The sequence below is a fragment of the Actinoplanes sp. L3-i22 genome (genome assembly GCF_019704555.1).
GTDB lineage: Bacteria > Actinomycetota > Actinomycetes > Mycobacteriales > Micromonosporaceae > Actinoplanes.
The window spans coordinates 288,718-306,198 of the sequence record NZ_AP024745.1 but is presented as its reverse complement, the minus strand read 5'-3'; the positions used below and the strand labels follow the sequence as shown (position 1 = coordinate 306,198).

The following is a 17,481-nucleotide window of genomic DNA, read 5'->3' as shown; positions in this document are numbered from 1 at the left end:
CGGGAGGACACTGTTATGTCGGACACAATCCGGGAAGATCACGCACCTGCGCCACCGGGCCACATCTCGGGCGGGGCCGCCTCGGGCAGTTCCCCGACCAGCTCGGCGAGCCTGGTCAGCCGCCGGCGGCCGGCGATCAGATACCACCGTCCGTCATCCGACACCCGGCCGGCCAGACCCACCCGGACCAGCGCGGCGTCCACCTCGACCGGGTCTTTCGCCGGGTCCAGCCCCAGGCGGAAGCCGCCCGGACGGGGCCGGCCGGCGGCGGCGACCCACAGGCGCAGGCGGGGGCCGGAGAGGAAGAGCTCGGCGGCGACCGCCGGCCACGCCGTCGCGAGGGCGTTCAACCGACGGGAGTACGCGGTCCGCACTTCGAAGCGGGGCGGGGGCGGTTCCTCGGGAGTGTCGAGAATCTCTTCCGGAGTGTCGGGCGGCTCACTCTGTTGCCGGGGTTCCTCGATCACCGGGGCCCAGGTAGCGGAGAGGCCCCGGGCGACGAACTCGGCGACCAGCACGTGCACCCGCCAGGCGTCGTCGACGATCACCGACACCCGGGCCGTGCCGCCGATCCGGCCCAGCCGGCCGGGCCCGGCGAGCAGCCCGGCGAGATCGGCCGGCGACGGCTCGGTGGTCTCCGCGCCGAACATCGACAGCTGCCGCCCGTCCGGGCGTCTGGGCGTGTCGCGCGGGTGGGACCGGCGCTCCACCGGTATCGGCGGAGGCAGGGTCTCCCGCGGGATCAGCGGCCACCCGGTCTCGCTCATCGCATCACTGGCATTCGGGCAGGGACTCGAAGGCGTCCTTCAGCTCGACCGAGTCGAGCCGGGAGGTGTCCAGGCCACTCTTCTCATACTCCGTGTTGAGCCGGTCGACGACCTTGCCGACCTCGGTGTAGAACGCGCTGGACGGCGCGGTGGCCAGCGACTCGATGCCGTCGTGCGCGGTCCCGTAGGCGTCCCGCATGCCGGCCAGCGAGCCGACGAACGCGGCGGCGATCCGCTTGCCGTCGTCGACATCGGGCACGCCGGCCCGCTCGACACCGGCCCGGGCCGTCTCGCTCGAGGTGCGGGCGCCGTCGAAGAGCCGGGCCAGATTCTCCTTCGCCTGACCGGGCGTGGTCCGCGTGGTCATCTGCTGCTGGGTGCGGGTGGTCAGGGTGCTGATCTCACTGCGCCAGGGGGCCAGCGCGGTGCACACCGACGCGGCCCAGGCCTCGGCATTGTGCCCGGAGGAACAGGCGGCCAGCGGAACGGCGAGCACGAGGACAAGAGCGAGGGAGATCGTTCGGACCGCGCGCATGGGAGCAGCGTACGGCTTCCGCCGGACACTCCACACGCCTCGATAGGTGGCAAACGAACGGGCGCCCGGCTCGTCGCCGGGCGCCCGTCGTGGACAGAGCGGGACTCAGCCCACGTTGTCCTTGATCCGCGCCTGTTCCTCCTGCGCGGCACGGGCGGTGTCCGAGGCGCCGGCCGCGGCCGCCTCCGTCGGATCGTCGCCCATCGAGATCGCCTTGCTCTTGCTCCAGACCACCGCGGCGGCCACGATCGCGAACGCCACCAGCGCGATGGTCACCCGCAACGGGGTGTTCGCGTCGGCGCCGATGCTCCAGGTCACGACGGCCGGGGCGATCAGCAGCGAGACCAGGTTCATCACCTTGAGCAGCGGGTTGATGGCCGGGCCGGCGGTGTCCTTGAACGGGTCACCGACGGTGTCGCCGATGACCGTGGCCGCGTGCGCCTCGGAGCCCTTGCCACCGTAGGCGCCGTCCTCGACCAGCTTCTTGGCGTTGTCCCAGGCCCCACCGGAGTTGGCCAGGAAGACCGCCATCAGCGTGCCGGTGCCGATCGCGCCGGCCAGGTACGCCGCCAGCGCGCCCGCGCCCAGTCCGAAACCGACCGCGATCGGCGCCAGGATCGCCAGCAGACCGGGTGTGAGCAGCTCGCGCTGCGCGTCCCGGGTGCAGATGTCGACGACCCGGCCGTACTCCGGCCGCTCGGTGCGGTCCATGATCCCGGGGTGCTCCCGGAACTGCCGGCGCACCTCCATGACCACCGCGCCCGCCGAGCGGGACACCGCGTTGATCGCCAGACCGGAGAAGAGGAACACCACCGCCGCGCCGATCAGCAGGCCGACCAGGCTGCGCGGGTTCGCGATGTTCAGCAGCTGGTAGATCTCGCCCTGCACATCCGCGACCTTGGCGTCGGTCAGCGAGCTGACCAGGCTGTTCGTGTACGACCCGAACAGCGCCGTGGCGGCCAGCACGGCCGTCGCGATCGCGATGCCCTTGGTGATCGCCTTGGTGGTGTTGCCCACCGCGTCGAGCTCGGTCAGGATCTGCGCGCCCTTCTCGTCGACGTCACCGGACATCTCCGCGATGCCCTGCGCGTTGTCCGAGATCGGGCCGAACGTGTCCATCGCGACGATGACGCCGACCGTGGTGAGCAGGCCGGTGCCGGCCAGCGCCACCGCGAACAGCGACAGGGTCAGCGACGTGCCGCCGAGCAGGAACGCGCCGTACACGCCGGCGCCGATCAGCAGCGCCGAGTAGACCGCGGACTCCAGGCCGACGCTGATGCCGGCCAGCACCACGGTCGCCGCGCCGGTCGCCGACGACTTGCCGATGTCCTGCACCGGACGCTTGTTGGTCTCGGTGAAGTAGCCGGTCAGCGCCTGGATGGCGGCGGCCAGCACGATCCCGATGACCACCGCGCCGATCGCCACGAACTGCGGGTTCTGCCCGCTGGCGATCACGCCCTTGTCGATCCCCGCGTCGCCGAACCCGGCGAAGGTGTCCGGCAGGTAGAGGAAGGTGACCACGGCCACCGCGACCGCCGACACCACGGCGGAGATGTAGAACGCCCGGTTGATCGCGGTCAGGCCGTTGCGGTCGGACGGGCGCAGCCGGGTGATGAAGACGCCCAGGATCGCGATCACCACACCGATCGTGGAGACGATCAGCGGGAAGATCAGGCCGTCCTGGCCGAACGCGACCTGGCCCAGGATCAGGGCGGCGACCAGGGTCACCGCGTACGACTCGAACAGGTCGGCGGCCATGCCGGCACAGTCGCCGACGTTGTCGCCCACGTTGTCGGCGATCGTCGCCGGGTTGCGCGGGTCGTCCTCCGGAATGCCCTGCTCGACCTTGCCGACCAGGTCGGCGCCGACATCCGCGGCCTTGGTGAAGATGCCGCCGCCGACCCGCATGAACATCGCGAGCAGCGCGGCGCCGAAGCCGAAGCCCTCCAGCACGGTCGGTGCGTCGGTGGTGAAGATCAGCACCACCAGGGCGCCGCCGAACAGTCCCAGACCCACGGTGAGGAAGCCGACCACACCGCCGGTGCGGAAGGCGATGCCCATCGCGGTCTCGCGACCGCCGGGCTCACCCGCCGCCGCGGCCACCCGGAGGTTGGCGCGCGTCGCCAGAGCCATACCGGCGCCGCCGATGAACGAGCTGAACACCGCTCCGACGATGAAGAAGAGCGATCTTCCGATCTTCACCCAGGTCTCGTTGTCGGTGTCGTGCACCGGCAACAGGAACAGCAGCACGACCGCGATCACCACGAACACGGCGAGCGTCTTGAACTGCCGGAAGAGATAGGCCGACGCGCCTTCCTGCACGGCGCCGGCGATCTCCTGCATGCTCTTGGTGCCCCGGCCGGCGCGCAGCACCGACTGGACGAACATCGCGGCGAAGCCCAGCGCGATCAGGGCGAACACCAGAGCGACGATGACGAATACGACGTTGGATCCGCTGAGGGACACTCCGCCGCCTTCGGCGGCGAGGTTTAGTGAGGTCCCGGACATCAATGTCCTCCTACACACACCGACCGCACCCGGCGGCGGACGAGACCACCGAGCGCGTTCCCCGGGGAGCCGGGGAACAACGACCGGACCCGCGGCCGCGGGTCCAGCGAGTAGCTGACAACTCGCGTACTGTATAGGTCCCGCGTGGCGATCGTCACACGGCGACCCGGCCGTGTCGCGATGATGTTCACCGCTGTGTTAGCCAGGCGCCCGGCTGGGGCATCCGGAGCGGTTGATCTTTTGCCTGGTGGGCCACGGCCTCGCACAACCATTCGGAAATTTGGCGAAATGCCGGAATTGAGGATAGGGGCGAAGTGGGAGATCATCTTTGCTCGCGCGCCGCTGGGGGCGGGCTTTCACCCTGAAGATCTTTTTTGCCTCGGTCCGCCGGGGTACAGATCGTCGCTCCCGCGGGGACCCTTGCGGGCTTTGCAGGGCGCGGGGCGCCCAGAACGCAAAACCCTCCAGGGCGATGTCCGTGGGGGGTTGCGGTTTAAAAGGACCCGCGCAAGCCGGCGGCGACTTCCGGCCCAGCCGCGCTTCGCGGTCCCGGCGGGCATTAAAGGCCGCCTTCGGCGCCCGAAAAACCCTGAAACGGGGGTGAACACCGGGCAGGGCAGGGCCAGGGGGTGTGCGTGGGCCCAGGTCGCGGGGGCGGCCGCTGGTTCGCGGCTGGGTGGGTGCGGGGCGTGGGCTACCGCCGTACCCAGGGGGATTTTTCCGCTTTTATGGGGGTTTAGCGGCGGGTGACGGGCCAGACCATGCAGACCTCGGTGCCTGGGCCGTCTTCGACCGGGCGCACCTGGAGGTCGTCGACGAAGCCGGCGAGCAGGGCGAAACCGACACCGGTCGTCAGATCGTCCTCGGTGAGCGACTCGGAGGACAACTCGTCCGGTGGCAGCTTGGTCAGGCCGATGCTGGCCTCGATCGGGGCATGGTCGATGACCCGGACGGTGTACGAACCGGAATCCGACATCTCAACCGTGACAAGATCGGTCAGACCGTACTGCCGGTGCAGGGCGACCGCCCGGGTGCAGGCCTCGCCGATCGCCAGGCGCACCTCGTCCAGCAGCGCCTCGTCGACCCCGGCCCGCCGGGCGACCGCCACACCGACCAGGCGGGCGGTGCGAACGTGCACCGGCGCCGGCGAGAAGGACAGCCGAACCGTGGCCATCACGAAGCTGGACCGCTGCCGTCGCGTTTCGTGGCAGCCTCGACGGTCGGGAAGATCGGGAAAACCTGATCCAGCGCGGTGATCCGGAAAATCTTGAGAAGGGGCTCCTTGGCACAGACCAAGCCGAAGGTCCCCTGCGCGGTCCGCAGCCGTTTCAGCGCGCCGACGAGCACGCCGAGCCCGGTCGAGTCGAGGAACTCGACCCGCTCCAGATCGACCACCACGTCCCGCGCACCGGCGTCGACCAGCTCGATCAGGCGCTCACGCAGCCGGGGAGCGGTGTAAACGTCGACCTCGCCACCGACTTCGAGCACCGTGTGCTCAGCGACGGTCCGGGTCGCCAGCGACAGCTCCATCGGTCCTCCTCCCTGATCTCCCCCGCGAATCTAACCACCGACCGGTGGCGGGCGACGCGTGGCACCCACCGTCCTACCCGTTTGGGCCTTCCATCATCCCGTTGTCCAGTTTCGGAATCGCGGTTGGGTTTCGCAGCCCCGCCGAGTGTTCCTCGCGGTGCCGTCGTTTGGCTCGGTGCGCTCGTCGGGTTGCTCGTTCAGGCTCGTCATGTTGCTCGTTCGGGCTCGGTGGCTCGCGGCGTTCCTCGTTTGGGCTCGGTGGGCTCGCGGCGTTCCTCGTTTGGGCCGGGTGGGCTCGTGGCGTTCCTCGTTTGGGCTGGGTGGGCTCGTGGTGTCAGAGTGCTTGGCGTGACTGCCACCGCTTTCGGGCCCGCTGAGCTGCTGCACCGCCTGCGAGCCCGGAGCAGCGCCGCCGCGCAGTCCCCGATCACGCACATCGAGCAGGTCACCGCCCGGAAGGGCCGGGTCGCGGACTGGCCCGGGTGGGCGGACCCGGCCGCCCGCGACGCCCTCGTCGAGCAGGGCATCACCGCGCCGTGGGAGCACCAGGCGACCGCCGCGACCCTCGCCTGGCAGGGCACCCACGTGGTGCTGGCCACCGGGACGGCCTCCGGCAAGTCGCTGGCGTACCAGTTGCCCGCGCTCACCCGGCTGGCCGCCGATCCGAAGGCGACCGTGCTCTACCTCGCGCCGACCAAGGCGCTCGCCGCCGACCAGTTGCGCAGCCTGACCCGGCTCGGCCTGGACGGGGTGCGCCCGGCCACGCTCGACGGCGACACCCAGCGCGAGGAGCGCGAGTGGATCCGGCAGTACTCGCGGTTCGTGCTGACCAACCCGGACATGCTGCATCACGCCCTGCTGCCGGCGCACAGCCGCTGGTCGATCTTCTTCCGGCGGCTGTCCTACGTGGTGGTCGACGAGTGCCACGCGTATCGCGGGGTGTTCGGCTCGCACGTGTCGCATGTGCTGCGGCGGTTGCGGCGGGTGGCCGCCCGATACGGCAGCACGCCGACGTTCGTGCTGGCGTCGGCGACCTCCGGGGATCCGGCCGGGAGTGCGTCGCGGCTGATCGGGGCGCCGGTCACGGCGGTGACCGAGGATGCTTCGCCGCGGGGTGCGATGACGTTCGCGCTGTGGGAGCCGCCGTTGCTCCCACCCGAGGTGACTGAGCCGCCGACGTTCGTTCCATCCGCCCGTACGCCCAATTCTTCTGCCTTTTCCGCTTCTCCTTCCTCCGCCGGCCTCGATGTCGAGAACATGCCGCCGATTCGGCGGTCCGCGCTGCGGGAGACCGCTGACCTGCTCACCGACGCCGTCGTCGCCGGTACCCGCACGCTCGCCTTCATCCGCTCCCGGCGCGGCGCCGAGGTGGTGGCCAGCATCGCCCGCCGCTCCCTGGACGAGGCGGTGCCCGGACTCGGCTCGCGGGTCGCCGCGTACCGGGGCGGCTACCTGCGCGAGGACCGTCGCGCGATCGAACGTGCGCTGCTCTCCGGTGAGCTGCTCGGGCTGGCCTCGACGAACGCGCTGGAGCTCGGCGTCGACCTGGCCGGGCTGGACGCGGTGCTGATCTGCGGCTGGCCGGGCACCCGGGCGTCGCTGTGGCAGCAGGCCGGTCGCGCCGGACGGGCCGGCGGGGAGGCGCTCGCGGTGCTGGTCGCGCGGGACGATCCGCTGGACACCTACCTGGTGCACCACCCGGAGGCGCTGTTCGGGCGGCCGGTGGAGGCGACCGTGCTGGACCCGGCGAACCCGTACGTCCTCGGCCCGCAACTCTGCTGCGCCGCCTCCGAAGCCCCGCTGACCGAAACTGATCTCGAGCTGTTCGGCGGCGACCAGGCCCGCGCCACGGTCCAGGCCCTGGTCGAGCAGGGTGCGCTGCGGAAACGTCCGTCCGGCTGGTACTGGACCGAGCGGGGCCGCCCGGACGTGGACCTGCGCGGCACCGGCGGCGCACCGGTCCAGGTGGTGGAGGCGGCCACCGGCCGGCTGCTGGGCACGGTCGACCAGGGTTCGTCGCACGTCATGCTGCACGAGGGCGCGGTCTACCTGCACCAGGGCGTGACGTACCTGGTCGACGGGCTGGACCTGGACGACGCGATCGCCCTGGTGCACCAGGAGGAGCCGGACTGGACCACCCACGCCCGGGACGTGACGGACGTGTCGGTGGTGCGGGTGCGGTCCTACGTCGACGCCGGTCCGGTCGGGCTGTTCCTCGGCGACGTGGACGTGACCAGCCAGGTCGTGTCGTACCAGCGGCGCCGGCTCGGCAGCGGCGAGGTGATCGACACCCGGCCGCTGGACCTCCCGGTCCGCGAGCTGCGCACGGTCGCGGTCTGGTTCACCGTCTCGCCGCAGGCCCTGTCCACGGCCGGCGTCGAGGCGGCCGACGTACCGGGTGCGCTGCACGCCGCCGAGCACGCCGGCATCGGCCTGCTGCCGTTGATCGCGACGTGCGACCGGTGGGACATCGGCGGTCTGTCCACCGCGAACCACCCGGACACCGAGACCCCCACGGTCTTCGTCTACGACGGTCACCCGGGCGGCGCCGGCTTCGCCGAACGCGCCTACGGCACCGCCGCGGCATGGCTCCGCGCCACTCGCGAGGCGATCGCGTCGTGCGCTTGCGAGACCGGCTGCCCGTCCTGCGTCCAGTCCCCCAAGTGCGGAAACGGCAACAACCCCCTCGACAAGCCCGGCGCCGTCAAGGTCCTGGACACAGTCCTCGCCGCCATCCCCGAGTAGAGCCCGCCACACCCCGCCGCCGCACGCCCTCGCAGCCCGCGGCGCCACGCCCTGCGGTCCGCAGCCCCACAGCCCCGCGCCCTGCGACCCACGCACCGCAGCCCCGCGCCCTGCGACCCACGCACCGCAGCCCCGTGCCCTGCGGCCCGCGGCCCCACGGCCCCGTGCCCGCACCTCCAGACCTCGCCCGGGTCGATGGCTCGCTGCGTGAGCCGGGCCAGAATGTTTCCGCGGTCGCCCCGAGCCCCTTCCTGCCCCGCACTCCCATCACCCGAGCCCGAGCCCGCGCCCGCGCCCGGCGCGAAGGTGTCAGGGGCCGATGGGGGTGACCGGGCCGGCGCGGGCGGCGGCTGTGGCGGCCAGCGCCGACGAGCGGACCGGCACCCTCGTCCGGACGATCACCTCCAGGCCGCTGACCTCGCAGGACGTCAGTTGTGCACCGTTGGCCTCGGCGTACCTCCGAGCCGCCGCACACGCCGGCCCGGCTCCCTCGATCGCGCGGCCCGCCGCCGCCAGCGCGGCCAGGTCGGCAGCGTTCCGGGCGGCGTGCCGAGCCACCCGGGCGGACGCCACCATGGCACCGGCAACCCCGCCCGCGACCAGAAACAACCCGACCGCCAGCACGAAAATCGATGCCGCTCCCCGGTCGTGCCCCGCCCTCATCGCAGCCTCCTCTCCTCCGAAGTGTTCACGCGACCGCCGGCGGCGACCGCTCAGTTGGTGGGCTCGCGGGCCGCCACTGCGGACGCCGAGACCGAGATGCCCGGCAGGTGTCCGCCGAGCACGCTGACCCGCACGGACACGACCGCCGTGACGCTCTCCCGGTCGCCGCTGATCCGGATGTCGGCGCCCTCCGGCGCCACCCGGGACGCCACCGCCGTGGTCTCGCCGCGGGCCTCGGCCAGCGCCGCTTCCCGGGCAGCGTCCAGGCACTGTGCCTTGGCCACCACCGCCGAGACCGCCGCGATCCCGGCGAAGAGCAGCACCATGAGCGCCGGCAGCCCGGCCGCGAGTTCGGCGGTGAACGCACCCCGGTCCCGGCCGGGCCGCCGGCGCCGTCTCACCGCGGAGTCCCGGTCACGGCGGGCTCTCGACTCGTCACTTCAGCATCCATTTCTTCAACACTCGTCACTTCAGCGCTTTGGTGATCAGCGCGGACAGCGCGGTCTGCACGCCCGGGCTGGTCACTACCTTGAGCAGGAGGCCCGCGAACGCGACGGCGGCGAAAGTGCCCACCGCGTACTCCGCGGTGCTCATCCCGGCGTCGGCCGCTGCGATGCGTAGGCGCCGAAACGCTACGACGACTGGTTCCACGTGACCCTCCTCGTTCCAGGGCGCGACCCGGCGTCGCGCCCACCCAACTCCCGGCCCGCGACATCGACCCCGATGCCCCAGCCCGGTTCCCGGCCGCGAAAAACTCGCAATCCGGTCCCTGGAACACGGCACTGAGCCGCATCCCGGGGCTTCGGAACACAGCGTTTGAGCCGCATCCCGAGGCTCAGGAGCACGACATCGACGCCGCGCTCCCGGCCCCACAGCGCGACGCGAACGCCGCGCTCAGGCCTCACAACACGACGCGAACGCCGCGCTCGGGCCTCACAACACGACGCGGACGCCGCGCTGGGGTCTCACAACACGACGCGAACGCCGCGCTGGGGTCTCACAGGACGTCGCCGAGAACGGCGACCAGCACCGGCATCAGGCCGGCAAGTAGAAAGGCGGGCAGGAAGCAGAGCCCGAGCGGCAACACGATCAGCACCCCGGCCCGCTGCGCAGCCGCCTCGACCGCCACCGCACGGTCCGCCCGCAGGTCACCGGCGAGCCGTTCGAGCGCCCCCGCGAGCGCGCCCCCGCTGGCACTGGATCGAACCGCCGCCGCGGCCAGCCGTTCGGCGCCGGCCACGTCGGCCAGGTGCGCCCAGGCCTCGGCCGGCCCGGCCCCGAGCCGCAGTGACCGCGCGGTCCGCTGCATGCGCGCCCCGAGCGGACCACCGAGCGCGTCGGCCACCGCGGCCGCCGCCCGGTCCACCGGTGCCCCGGCCCGCAGTGCCGCGGCCAGCAGGTCCGCGCCGAGCGGCAGGTCGGCCAGCGTCGCCTTGCGCTCCTCCCGGACCTCGGCCGGTTCCCGGGTACGCAGGAACCGCTCCACCCCGATCCCGGCCGCCACCCCGACCGGCAGACCCCACCAGCCTCCGATCAACCCGGCCACCCCGATGCCGGCCACCACCGCGATCAGGATCTGTTTCCGCCGGTCACGACGCCGATCCGCGGTGGTGCCGGTGTTCTCGGACGGCACACCGATCCGTTTCAGTCGTCGCCCGGGCAACCGCCGGCGCAACACGGGCGCCACCAGCGCCAGCCCGGCCGCCAGCAGGAGAACCACGGTCACGGCCATGACTCGACCTCCGCATCCCGCGCCCCGGAGGCGGCGGCACCGACGGGAGTCGGCGGAACCACGTCCGGCACCTCCAGATCAGCCACTGGACAGGAGCTCGACGCTGATCGCGCCCCGACCAGCGCCGCCACACAGCACTCCCGCAACGGCACCCGCACCGGCCCACCGGGCCGCAGCACGGCGGCCGCTCCACACGACGACCCCATCAGCGCGCCCCGTCCACGAGATGCCGCGCCCACTGCAGCCCACCGAACTGCAACAGCAGTGCCCCGACCGCACAGGCCGCCCCCACCCGCGTACGAAAGAGCACCTGAAGTGGATCCGCCCCGATCGAGTAACCCAGGCCGATCCCGCCCAGCGGCAACGCCGCCAGCAGCAACGCCGTCGCCTGAGCCCCGGCTGCCTGGGCGGCCGCCGTGGCCGCCGACCGATCCGCGGCGCGGGCGTCCGCCTCGATCCGTTCGAGCAGATCCGCCGCCGGCGCCCCGGTGTGCTCGGCGAGCCGCCACACCGCACCGGACAGCTGAGCGAGCCGCCGGTCCCCGTCCAACGCCCCGCCCGAGGCGACCAGCAGCGGCGGCAGGCCCGCCCGCAGGTCCCCGACCAGCGCGGACAGCCCGTCGAGCGCGGCCGAGCGCCGGGCCGCGACCTGCTTGCGACCGGCCCGCCGGACCACCTCGGCCATCCCGAGCCCGCCGTAGACGGCCCCGACGAGCGCCGCCACCGGCCCGCCCAGCAGCAGTCCCACCAGGGCGGCCAGCCCGGCAACCCCGAACACGCCCCGGCGCCCGAGCGCCGTCACCGGCATCCGCAGCCGCGGCAGCCCGCCGAGCCGGAACGCCGGGCGCTCGCCGGCGAGGCGCGTCATCACTCCGGGGCGCGGCCACGCGAGCACCGCCACACAGCCCAGCAGCAGGCCCGCGGCCAGCACCCCGATCACGCCGGCCCCAGTGCCGGCGGCACGCCGACGCCGCGCTCGCGCAGCATCCGGCCCAACACCCGGGCTCCTGGCCCGGCGCCGGTGAGCCGGTCCCAGGCCGGCAGCACGCTCGTCAGCCGGGACTCCCCCGACGGCACGAGCAGGCTGATCGACTCCAGCACCCGCCCGCTCGCGGTCCGCCGGACCTGGAGCACCACCTGCAGCGCCGCCAGCACCTGCGCGTGCAGCGCCGCCCGGGGCAGCCCGCCGAGCATCCCGAGCGCCTCCAGCCGGGCCGGCACGTCGCCGGGCGCGTTGGCGTGCAGGGTCCCGGCGCCGCCGTCGTGCCCGGTGTTGAGCGCGCCGAGCAGGTCGACGATCTCCGCGCCCCGGCACTCGCCGACGACGAGCCGGTCGGGCCGCATCCGGAGCGCCTGCCGGACCAGATCGGTCAGTCCGACCACGCCGGCGCCCTCCACGTTCGCGGTCCGTGCCTGCAGCGCGACCACGTGCGGATGCACCGGGCGCAGCTCGGCGGCGTCCTCGACCAGCACGATCCGCTCGGTCGGTGGCACCAGTCCGAGCAGGGTCGCCAGCAGCGTGGTCTTGCCACTGCCGGTGCCGCCGGTGACCAGGTACGCCAACCGCGCCGCCACGATCGCCTCCAGCACCGGCGCCACCGGCCCCGGCACCGTCCCGTGCGTGACCAGGTCCCCGAGGCTGAACGGCCGCTGCCGGAAGGTCCGGAGCGACAGGTACGGCCCCTGGGTCGCCACCGGCGGCAGCACCGCGTGCAGCCGGGTCCCGTCCGGCAGGCGGGCGTCCGCATACGGCTGCCCGTCGTCGAGCCGCCGTCCGCACGCCGCGACGAGCCGCTGCGCCAGCCGGCGGACGTCCTCCGCCTCGCCGAGCCGGACCGCCGCCCGTTGTAGCCCGGCCCCGCGATCCACCCACACCTGGACCCCGTTGACCAGCACGTCGGTCACCGACTGGTCGGCGAGCAGCGGCGCCAGCGGCCCCGCCCCGATCAGCTCGTCGCGCACCCGGTCGGCGAGGCGCAGCACGGCCCGGTCGCCGAGCACCTCACTGCGCACCGCGCTCACCACGGCGGCCGGGGTCGCCTCGACCCCGTCGTACGCGAACTGCCGTCGCACCCGATCCGCCACGCTCATGCCGGCACCGCCGGGGCGCTCATCAGCTCGTCGATCAGCCGTTTACACAGGTCGGCGAGGTGCCCTCGGCCGCCCTCGGTCGGCGGCGTGCCGCGCTCGAGGGCCTGACACATCGCCGGCTCCGGACGCAACGCGCCGGCCAGCGGCAGCCCGAGCGCCTGAGCGATCTGCCGTGGCTGCAGCTTTCCGGGCGCCGGGCCGCGGACGACCACCCCGATCTCGTCGCAGTGCGGCCGGATCTGGGCGAGTGTGCGCGCCGCGGCCGCGGTGGCCCGCAGCTCGGCCGGGACCACCAGCAGCGTCCGGGTGGCGGCCTGCAGGGCGAGCACCGCGGCGTCGTCGACCTGGCGGGGCAGGTCGGCGACGATCACGTCACGGCCGCGCTGGGCGGCGTCCAGGGTGGCCGCCATCGCCTCGACCGGCACGCCGCCGAGCTCCTTGCGGTCGAAGGAGAGCAGCACCAGGTCGCCGCGGCTGGGCAGGGCGCTGAGCAGGGTGGGCGGGTCGACCCGCCCACCGGCGCCGGCCAGCCCGGGCCAGCGCAGGCCGCCCGCCTGCTCCAGCCCGAGGACCAGGTCGAGGCCGCCGCCGAGCGGGTCGGCGTCGATCAGCAGGGTCCGGTGGCCCGCGTCGACGGACATCGCGGCGAGACCGGCGGCCAGGATGCTCGCCCCGGCCCCGCCGCGACCGCCGATCACCGCGAGGGTGCGGGAGATGACCGGCGGGCGGGGCCGGGTGGCGAACTGCTCGATCAGCCAGGCCTCGGCCTGCGGAAGCACCGCGATGTTGTCGGCGCCGAGCGGCTCGGCGGTGGACCAGACCTCGTCGGGTGGCGCGCCGCGGGCCACGACGATCACCCGGGGCCGGCGCGGCAGGCGGGCCCGGACGCAGGCGGCGGCCTGGTCCGCGCCGATCAGCGCGACCGAGGCGGTCGGGAACCGGGGCCGGGCGGCGGCCGGATCGGGCGCCACGTCGACCTCGCTGCCGGCCACCGCGGCCAGCCGCAGCAGGTCGTCGAGCAGGTCGGCGTCGGAGGTGACCAGAAGGGGGCGGGACGGCAGGGGCATCGCGGTCTCCCATGGATGCGCACGATTGGGCCCGCCCAACCTCCCGGCCCGGCGCATGCCCCGGCAATCGGCGGGCTCGCGAGCTGTGGATAACTTCGACGCTGTGGACAACCGCCGAGGGGCCGCCGGATCTGTTATGCCGGAACCGGCCACCGACGTATGGAGCGGCCCTAGTTGGGTATGTTGTGCCGACACGGACCGATGGGGCTGGCATGGATAACTCGATCCGGACCACGCTGGCGGATGACGGCGCGGTCACGGTCACGGTGGTCGGGGAGATCGACTTCTCCAACTCCGACGAGGTGGCCGAGGCCATTCGCGATGCCATCGCCGACTGGTCGCCGCCGACCGTCCACGTGGATCTCCGCGACGCGACCTTCATCGACTCGACCGGGCTCGGCGCACTCATCGAGGGTTATCGCGCGGCCACGGAGAGCAACGTTCGCTATCTGGTGATCAACCCCAGCCCGACGTTCCGCCGTGTCCTCACGGTGACCGGGCTGAGCGAGTTCTTCGGGCTCACCGAGATGCTGGAGAGCGGCGACGAGGCGCTCCTGAAGGACGCCAACGGAGCGGCAACCGGGACCTGAAGGGAACGACCCCCGCCGGGGGAGACGGGGGTCGTCCTGGGATTCGGCTCCGGGGGGGTCGAGCCGAATCAACTCGGGAAGCCGCGGGGGGCGCGGCCACCGAGCGCCATATCATCAAGGTCTACGGGACGCGACGGTAACAACACTCTTCCCGCTCGCAAACACAAGTCTGCCTCAGACTGAGGCAGCAGTCGAGTACCGAATGTAACTCGGTGCAAGGTCTCTGCCCGTCTGACCGTTTTCACAGCGCGTCACGGCAATCGGGTACTCGCGCCCGTGCCCCTTGCGGCTACACTTTCGGCCCGTGGGCCCCAGCGCCGCGTTTTTCGACCTAGACAAGACCGTCATCGCGAAGTCCAGCGCACTGGCCTTCGGGCGGCCGTTCTATCGCGATGGCCTGATCAGTCGGCGTGACGTGGTGAAATCCGCCTATGCCCAGCTGATGTTCCGGCTCGGCGGCGGCACCGACGAGCAGGCCATGGCCCGCACCCGCGACTACCTGGCCGCCCTCTGCAAGGGCTGGCGGGTCGAGCAGGTGCAGCAGATCGTCGCCGAGACGCTCAACGAGCTGATCAATCCCTATGTCTACGCCGAGGCCGCCGCGCTGATCGCCGAGCACCAGGCGGCCGGCCGCGATGTGGTGCTGGTCTCCGCCTCCGGCGACGAGATGGTCCGGCCGATCGGCGCGCTGCTGGGCATCCGCGACGTGATCGCCACCCGGATGGCGATCGTCGACGGGCGGTACAGCGGCCAGGTCGAGTTCTACGCGGCCGGCCCGGCCAAGGTCGTCGGCATCCGCGAGCTGGCCGCCACCCGCGGCTACGACCTGAGCCAGTGCTTCGCCTACTCGGACTCCAGCAGCGACCTGCCCATGCTCGAGGCGGTCGGCCACCCCAGCGTCGTCAACCCGGACCGCGCCCTGCGCCGCGTCGCCGTCGACCGCCGCTGGCCCGTCCTGGAGTTCCGCCACCCGATCGCCCTCGGCAAACGCCTCCGCGACCGCCCGGCCGTCCCGATCACCGCCGCCGCCCTGGGCGTCGGCGTCGGCGTCGCCATCGGCTTCGCCCTCTACGGCCGCCACCGCCGAGCCCGCGCCGCCATCGCCTGAAGATCAACCCCACCGAAGATCAACCCCTGCTCGGGTACGCCATAAAACGCCCCAAGAGCAGGACCCGCCCTTCCCAAGGGGGGCCACCGCCTCTGCCGTAATTGTGGCTCGATTCGCCAAGATCGTGCGGGTGGCCTGTGGACAGACCATCGGTGTGGACAACTCCCGCGGGGTCGGATCTTGGGGTAAGCCTCGACGACCATCACGGCGAGTTGATCACCGGAGTGGGGGTGGGCCGGTCACCGGGGTTTCGGGTCCTTTGAAACCGCAACCACCCTCGGACGTCGCCCTGGAGGGCTTTGCGTTCTGGGCGCGCCAGCGCCCTGCGAAGCCCGGAAGGGTCCCCGCGGGAGCGACGATCAGTTATTGGCCGCAGCCGAGGCAATAAAGATCTTGCATTTGCCCTGGTGCTACGGCGCGATGCAACGGCCGGAACGCAATGACCAGGGCAGATGGCATTGGTCTGAGTAATTGCGGTACGCCAGGTTTGCCCCGCTGAAAGCTGGCGATCATGCCGGGAGCGGCGTAGAAAAGGAGACGCGGAGGCAACGAGGATCCGGGTTGACCGGAAGTTCGAGCCCCGTGCACGGCCACCGGGAACCCACGCGCGATCAGCCACGGCAGGCACGTTGCGACGGGACCTCAGCCGCAGGTGGTGCTTCCGCCTTCACGGGGATCATCGCCACCAGGCTCCAGGACTGTCGACAGCGACCCAGGTGCACGCTTGATAACCCGGTCCGGACGCGCGAAGCCGGCGCCCCCGCGAGGGACGCCGGCTCTTAATTTTCCCGCGCTCTCAATTTCCCGTGGCGGCCCGGCGGTGGCGGTTGCGAATCTCCTGGTAGACCGCGCGGAAGACCTTGGGTCGGGAGTGGAAGTCGACGCCCTGCTCCCACAACTCGGTGTTGACCGTCTCGCCGTTCTGCCGGTCCAGCAGCACGGTGTTGCCGGCCGGGATCTCGAACGGGCCGAGCCGGTGTGTGGCGCGGTGCAACCGCACACCGGTGATCTCCCGCCAGCGCATCGCCCGGGAGCGCAGCAGGCCGCGGATGAGCACGCCGTCCGGGCTGACGTAGACGCCGAGCTGCAGGATCCGCCACGCGCCGACCACCCAGACCGCGGCGAGCAGGCACGCGACGACGCGCACACCGTGCCCCATCAGGTCGAACTGCCGGACCGTCGCCCAACTCAGCAGGGCGAGCGCGCACGCTTCCCAGGCGATGACCAGCCAGCGTCCGGATCCGGGCTCATACAGGCGCACCCAGTTGTCAGCCACCCAAAAATTATGCGACGGCCGGATGATCTCGGGTCAGACGGTTGCCAACACCGCGTCACCAATTGTGGCGATCTCCTCGGCGCCGGCGGTGACCGCCGCCGCGTAGTGCCGCAGCCAGGACCGCAGGCCGTCGGGGGTGCCGGTGGCGTAGGCGCCGGCCGAGCCGACGTATTCCGGCTCCCGGGACAGGTGGCCGACCTCGACCATGACCAGCCCGCGCGGGTCGAACCCGCGGCCGATCAGGGTGAGGCGGGCGGCGGCCCGGGCGACCACGCCGGCCGGCCCCTCGAACGGCCGCAGCGTGATCAGCTCGGCGTGCACGATCGCGGCGAGCAGCAGCGGCGGGGTCTCCTCGTTGCCGGCGACCAGGGCGGCGAGCGCGTCGATCCGCTCGGCGCCGCCGGTGAGCCGGCCGAGGTGATCGGTGTGCACGACGCCACGGGCGGCCAGCACGTGCAGCTTGGCCAGGACCTGGCGGGGGGCGCGAGGCCAGAGGTCGACCAGGCCGCCGAGCCCCTCGGCGACCCGCAGGGCACCCTGCAGGACCGGGTCGGTGATCGTGCCCGCGCGAACGTCGTCGAGCTCGTGAACGTTGCCCTCGAGGGCGGCGCTGGCGACGGCGGCGCGCAGGCTGGCCTCGGCGGCGACCTGGCCGCCGTGCCGGCGCAGGGCGCGGTGCCGCATGGCGGTGTCGACGCTGTCCCGGGCCGCGGCCAGGGCCGGAGCGACGTCAGCGAGGTCGAGCAGGGGAGCTAGTGGATCCACCCGAACAAGGTAACCGGTAAAGCGGCGGAAACACGGGGTGCACAAACACGAGTGGAACTGGCAAGATTCGCGCAGTACCGAGCACCTATGCGTCATTCGGCGCG

The 17,481-nt window shown here is 72.5% G+C and carries 17 protein-coding genes; 3 read left to right on the top strand and 14 right to left on the bottom strand.

The features are described from left to right. Positions 1–38 precede the first annotated feature (38 nt). From L3i22_RS01395 to L3i22_RS01375, 5 genes are all read right to left on the bottom strand, one after another. Positions 39–767: a hypothetical protein gene (locus L3i22_RS01395; protein ID WP_221325194.1), complete on the bottom strand. Its 729-nt coding sequence runs from the start codon at positions 765–767 to the stop codon at positions 39–41. Between the two features lie 4 nt (positions 768–771). Continuing rightward, complete coding sequence (locus L3i22_RS01390) at positions 772–1,302, bottom strand: hypothetical protein (RefSeq protein ID WP_221325193.1); 531 nt, start codon at positions 1,300–1,302, stop codon at positions 772–774. 105 nt (positions 1,303–1,407) lie between these two features. Next, positions 1,408–3,810, bottom strand: coding sequence for a sodium-translocating pyrophosphatase (locus L3i22_RS01385; protein ID WP_221325192.1), 2,403 nt, complete (start codon positions 3,808–3,810; stop codon positions 1,408–1,410). A 736-nt stretch (positions 3,811–4,546) separates the two neighbouring features. Then, complete coding sequence (locus L3i22_RS01380; protein ID WP_221325191.1) at positions 4,547–4,987, bottom strand: ATP-binding protein; 441 nt, start codon at positions 4,985–4,987, stop codon at positions 4,547–4,549. Then, entirely contained in the window at positions 4,984–5,340 is a 357-nt protein-coding gene (locus tag L3i22_RS01375; protein ID WP_221325190.1) for an STAS domain-containing protein, read from the bottom strand. The genes L3i22_RS01380 and L3i22_RS01375 overlap by 4 nt, the downstream gene beginning before the upstream one ends. A 348-nt stretch (positions 5,341–5,688) precedes the next feature. Here L3i22_RS01375 and L3i22_RS01370 point away from each other — a divergent pair, with 348 nt between their 5' ends. Continuing rightward, on the top strand, positions 5,689–8,085 hold the full coding sequence (locus L3i22_RS01370) for a DEAD/DEAH box helicase (protein ID WP_370644342.1): 2,397 nt from the start codon (positions 5,689–5,691) through the stop codon (positions 8,083–8,085). Positions 8,086–8,394: 309 nt separating this feature from the next. Here L3i22_RS01370 and L3i22_RS01365 read toward each other — a convergent pair whose 3' ends face one another. From L3i22_RS01365 to ssd, 7 genes are all read right to left on the bottom strand, one after another. Then, on the bottom strand, positions 8,395–8,748 hold the full coding sequence (locus tag L3i22_RS01365; RefSeq protein ID WP_221325188.1) for an Rv3654c family TadE-like protein: 354 nt from the start codon (positions 8,746–8,748) through the stop codon (positions 8,395–8,397). A 50-nt stretch (positions 8,749–8,798) separates the two neighbouring features. Next, a complete protein-coding gene (locus L3i22_RS01360) occupies positions 8,799–9,149 on the bottom strand; it encodes a TadE family type IV pilus minor pilin (protein ID WP_221325187.1) in 351 nt (116 codons plus the stop codon). Positions 9,150–9,213: 64 nt separating this feature from the next. Then, positions 9,214–9,363, bottom strand: a complete 150-nt coding sequence (locus L3i22_RS01355) for a DUF4244 domain-containing protein (RefSeq protein WP_255658634.1) — start codon at positions 9,361–9,363, stop codon at positions 9,214–9,216. A 382-nt stretch (positions 9,364–9,745) separates the two neighbouring features. After that, positions 9,746–10,480, bottom strand: coding sequence for a type II secretion system F family protein (locus tag L3i22_RS01350; RefSeq protein WP_221325185.1), 735 nt, complete (start codon positions 10,478–10,480; stop codon positions 9,746–9,748). Positions 10,481–10,685: 205 nt separating this feature from the next. Then, on the bottom strand, positions 10,686–11,420 hold the full coding sequence (locus L3i22_RS01345; RefSeq protein ID WP_221325184.1) for a hypothetical protein: 735 nt from the start codon (positions 11,418–11,420) through the stop codon (positions 10,686–10,688). After that, positions 11,417–12,571: a TadA family conjugal transfer-associated ATPase gene (locus L3i22_RS01340; protein WP_221325183.1), complete on the bottom strand. Its 1,155-nt coding sequence runs from the start codon at positions 12,569–12,571 to the stop codon at positions 11,417–11,419. The genes L3i22_RS01345 and L3i22_RS01340 overlap by 4 nt, the downstream gene beginning before the upstream one ends. Further along, complete coding sequence (ssd, locus tag L3i22_RS01335) at positions 12,568–13,638, bottom strand: septum site-determining protein Ssd (protein WP_221325182.1); 1,071 nt, start codon at positions 13,636–13,638, stop codon at positions 12,568–12,570. The genes L3i22_RS01340 and ssd overlap by 4 nt, the downstream gene beginning before the upstream one ends. A 212-nt stretch (positions 13,639–13,850) precedes the next feature. Here ssd and L3i22_RS01330 point away from each other — a divergent pair, with 212 nt between their 5' ends. Continuing rightward, positions 13,851–14,228 (top strand): STAS domain-containing protein, encoded by a 378-nt coding sequence (locus tag L3i22_RS01330; RefSeq protein WP_221325181.1) that lies wholly within the window; start codon positions 13,851–13,853, stop codon positions 14,226–14,228. A gap of 304 nt (positions 14,229–14,532) precedes the next feature. Continuing rightward, positions 14,533–15,336: an HAD family phosphatase gene (locus L3i22_RS01325; RefSeq protein ID WP_221325180.1), complete on the top strand. Its 804-nt coding sequence runs from the start codon at positions 14,533–14,535 to the stop codon at positions 15,334–15,336. A gap of 796 nt (positions 15,337–16,132) precedes the next feature. On the opposite strand, the gene L3i22_RS01320 is transcribed toward L3i22_RS01325, so the two are convergent. Further along, positions 16,133–16,612 (bottom strand): PH domain-containing protein, encoded by a 480-nt coding sequence (locus tag L3i22_RS01320; RefSeq protein WP_221325179.1) that lies wholly within the window; start codon positions 16,610–16,612, stop codon positions 16,133–16,135. Positions 16,613–16,645: 33 nt separating this feature from the next. Then, complete coding sequence (locus L3i22_RS01315; protein ID WP_255657867.1) at positions 16,646–17,377, bottom strand: oxidoreductase; 732 nt, start codon at positions 17,375–17,377, stop codon at positions 16,646–16,648. Between the last annotated feature and the right edge of the window lie 104 nt (positions 17,378–17,481).

Excerpts from the sequence above, each read along its gene's own strand:
- L3i22_RS01395 (WP_221325194.1), bottom strand. The coding sequence starts at position 767 with ATGAGCGAGACCGGGTGGCCGCTGATCCCGCGGGAGACCCTGCCTCCG.
- L3i22_RS01390 (WP_221325193.1), bottom strand. The coding sequence starts at position 1,302 with ATGCGCGCGGTCCGAACGATCTCCCTCGCTCTTGTCCTCGTGCTCGCC.
- L3i22_RS01385 (WP_221325192.1), bottom strand. The coding sequence starts at position 3,810 with ATGTCCGGGACCTCACTAAACCTCGCCGCCGAAGGCGGCGGAGTGTCC.
- L3i22_RS01375 (WP_221325190.1), bottom strand. The coding sequence starts at position 5,340 with ATGGAGCTGTCGCTGGCGACCCGGACCGTCGCTGAGCACACGGTGCTC.
- L3i22_RS01365 (WP_221325188.1), bottom strand. The coding sequence starts at position 8,748 with ATGAGGGCGGGGCACGACCGGGGAGCGGCATCGATTTTCGTGCTGGCG.
- L3i22_RS01350 (WP_221325185.1), bottom strand. The coding sequence starts at position 10,480 with ATGGCCGTGACCGTGGTTCTCCTGCTGGCGGCCGGGCTGGCGCTGGTG.
- L3i22_RS01340 (WP_221325183.1), bottom strand. The coding sequence starts at position 12,571 with ATGAGCGTGGCGGATCGGGTGCGACGGCAGTTCGCGTACGACGGGGTC.
- ssd (WP_221325182.1), bottom strand. The coding sequence starts at position 13,638 with ATGCCCCTGCCGTCCCGCCCCCTTCTGGTCACCTCCGACGCCGACCTG.
- L3i22_RS01330 (WP_221325181.1), top strand. The coding sequence starts at position 13,851 with ATGGATAACTCGATCCGGACCACGCTGGCGGATGACGGCGCGGTCACG.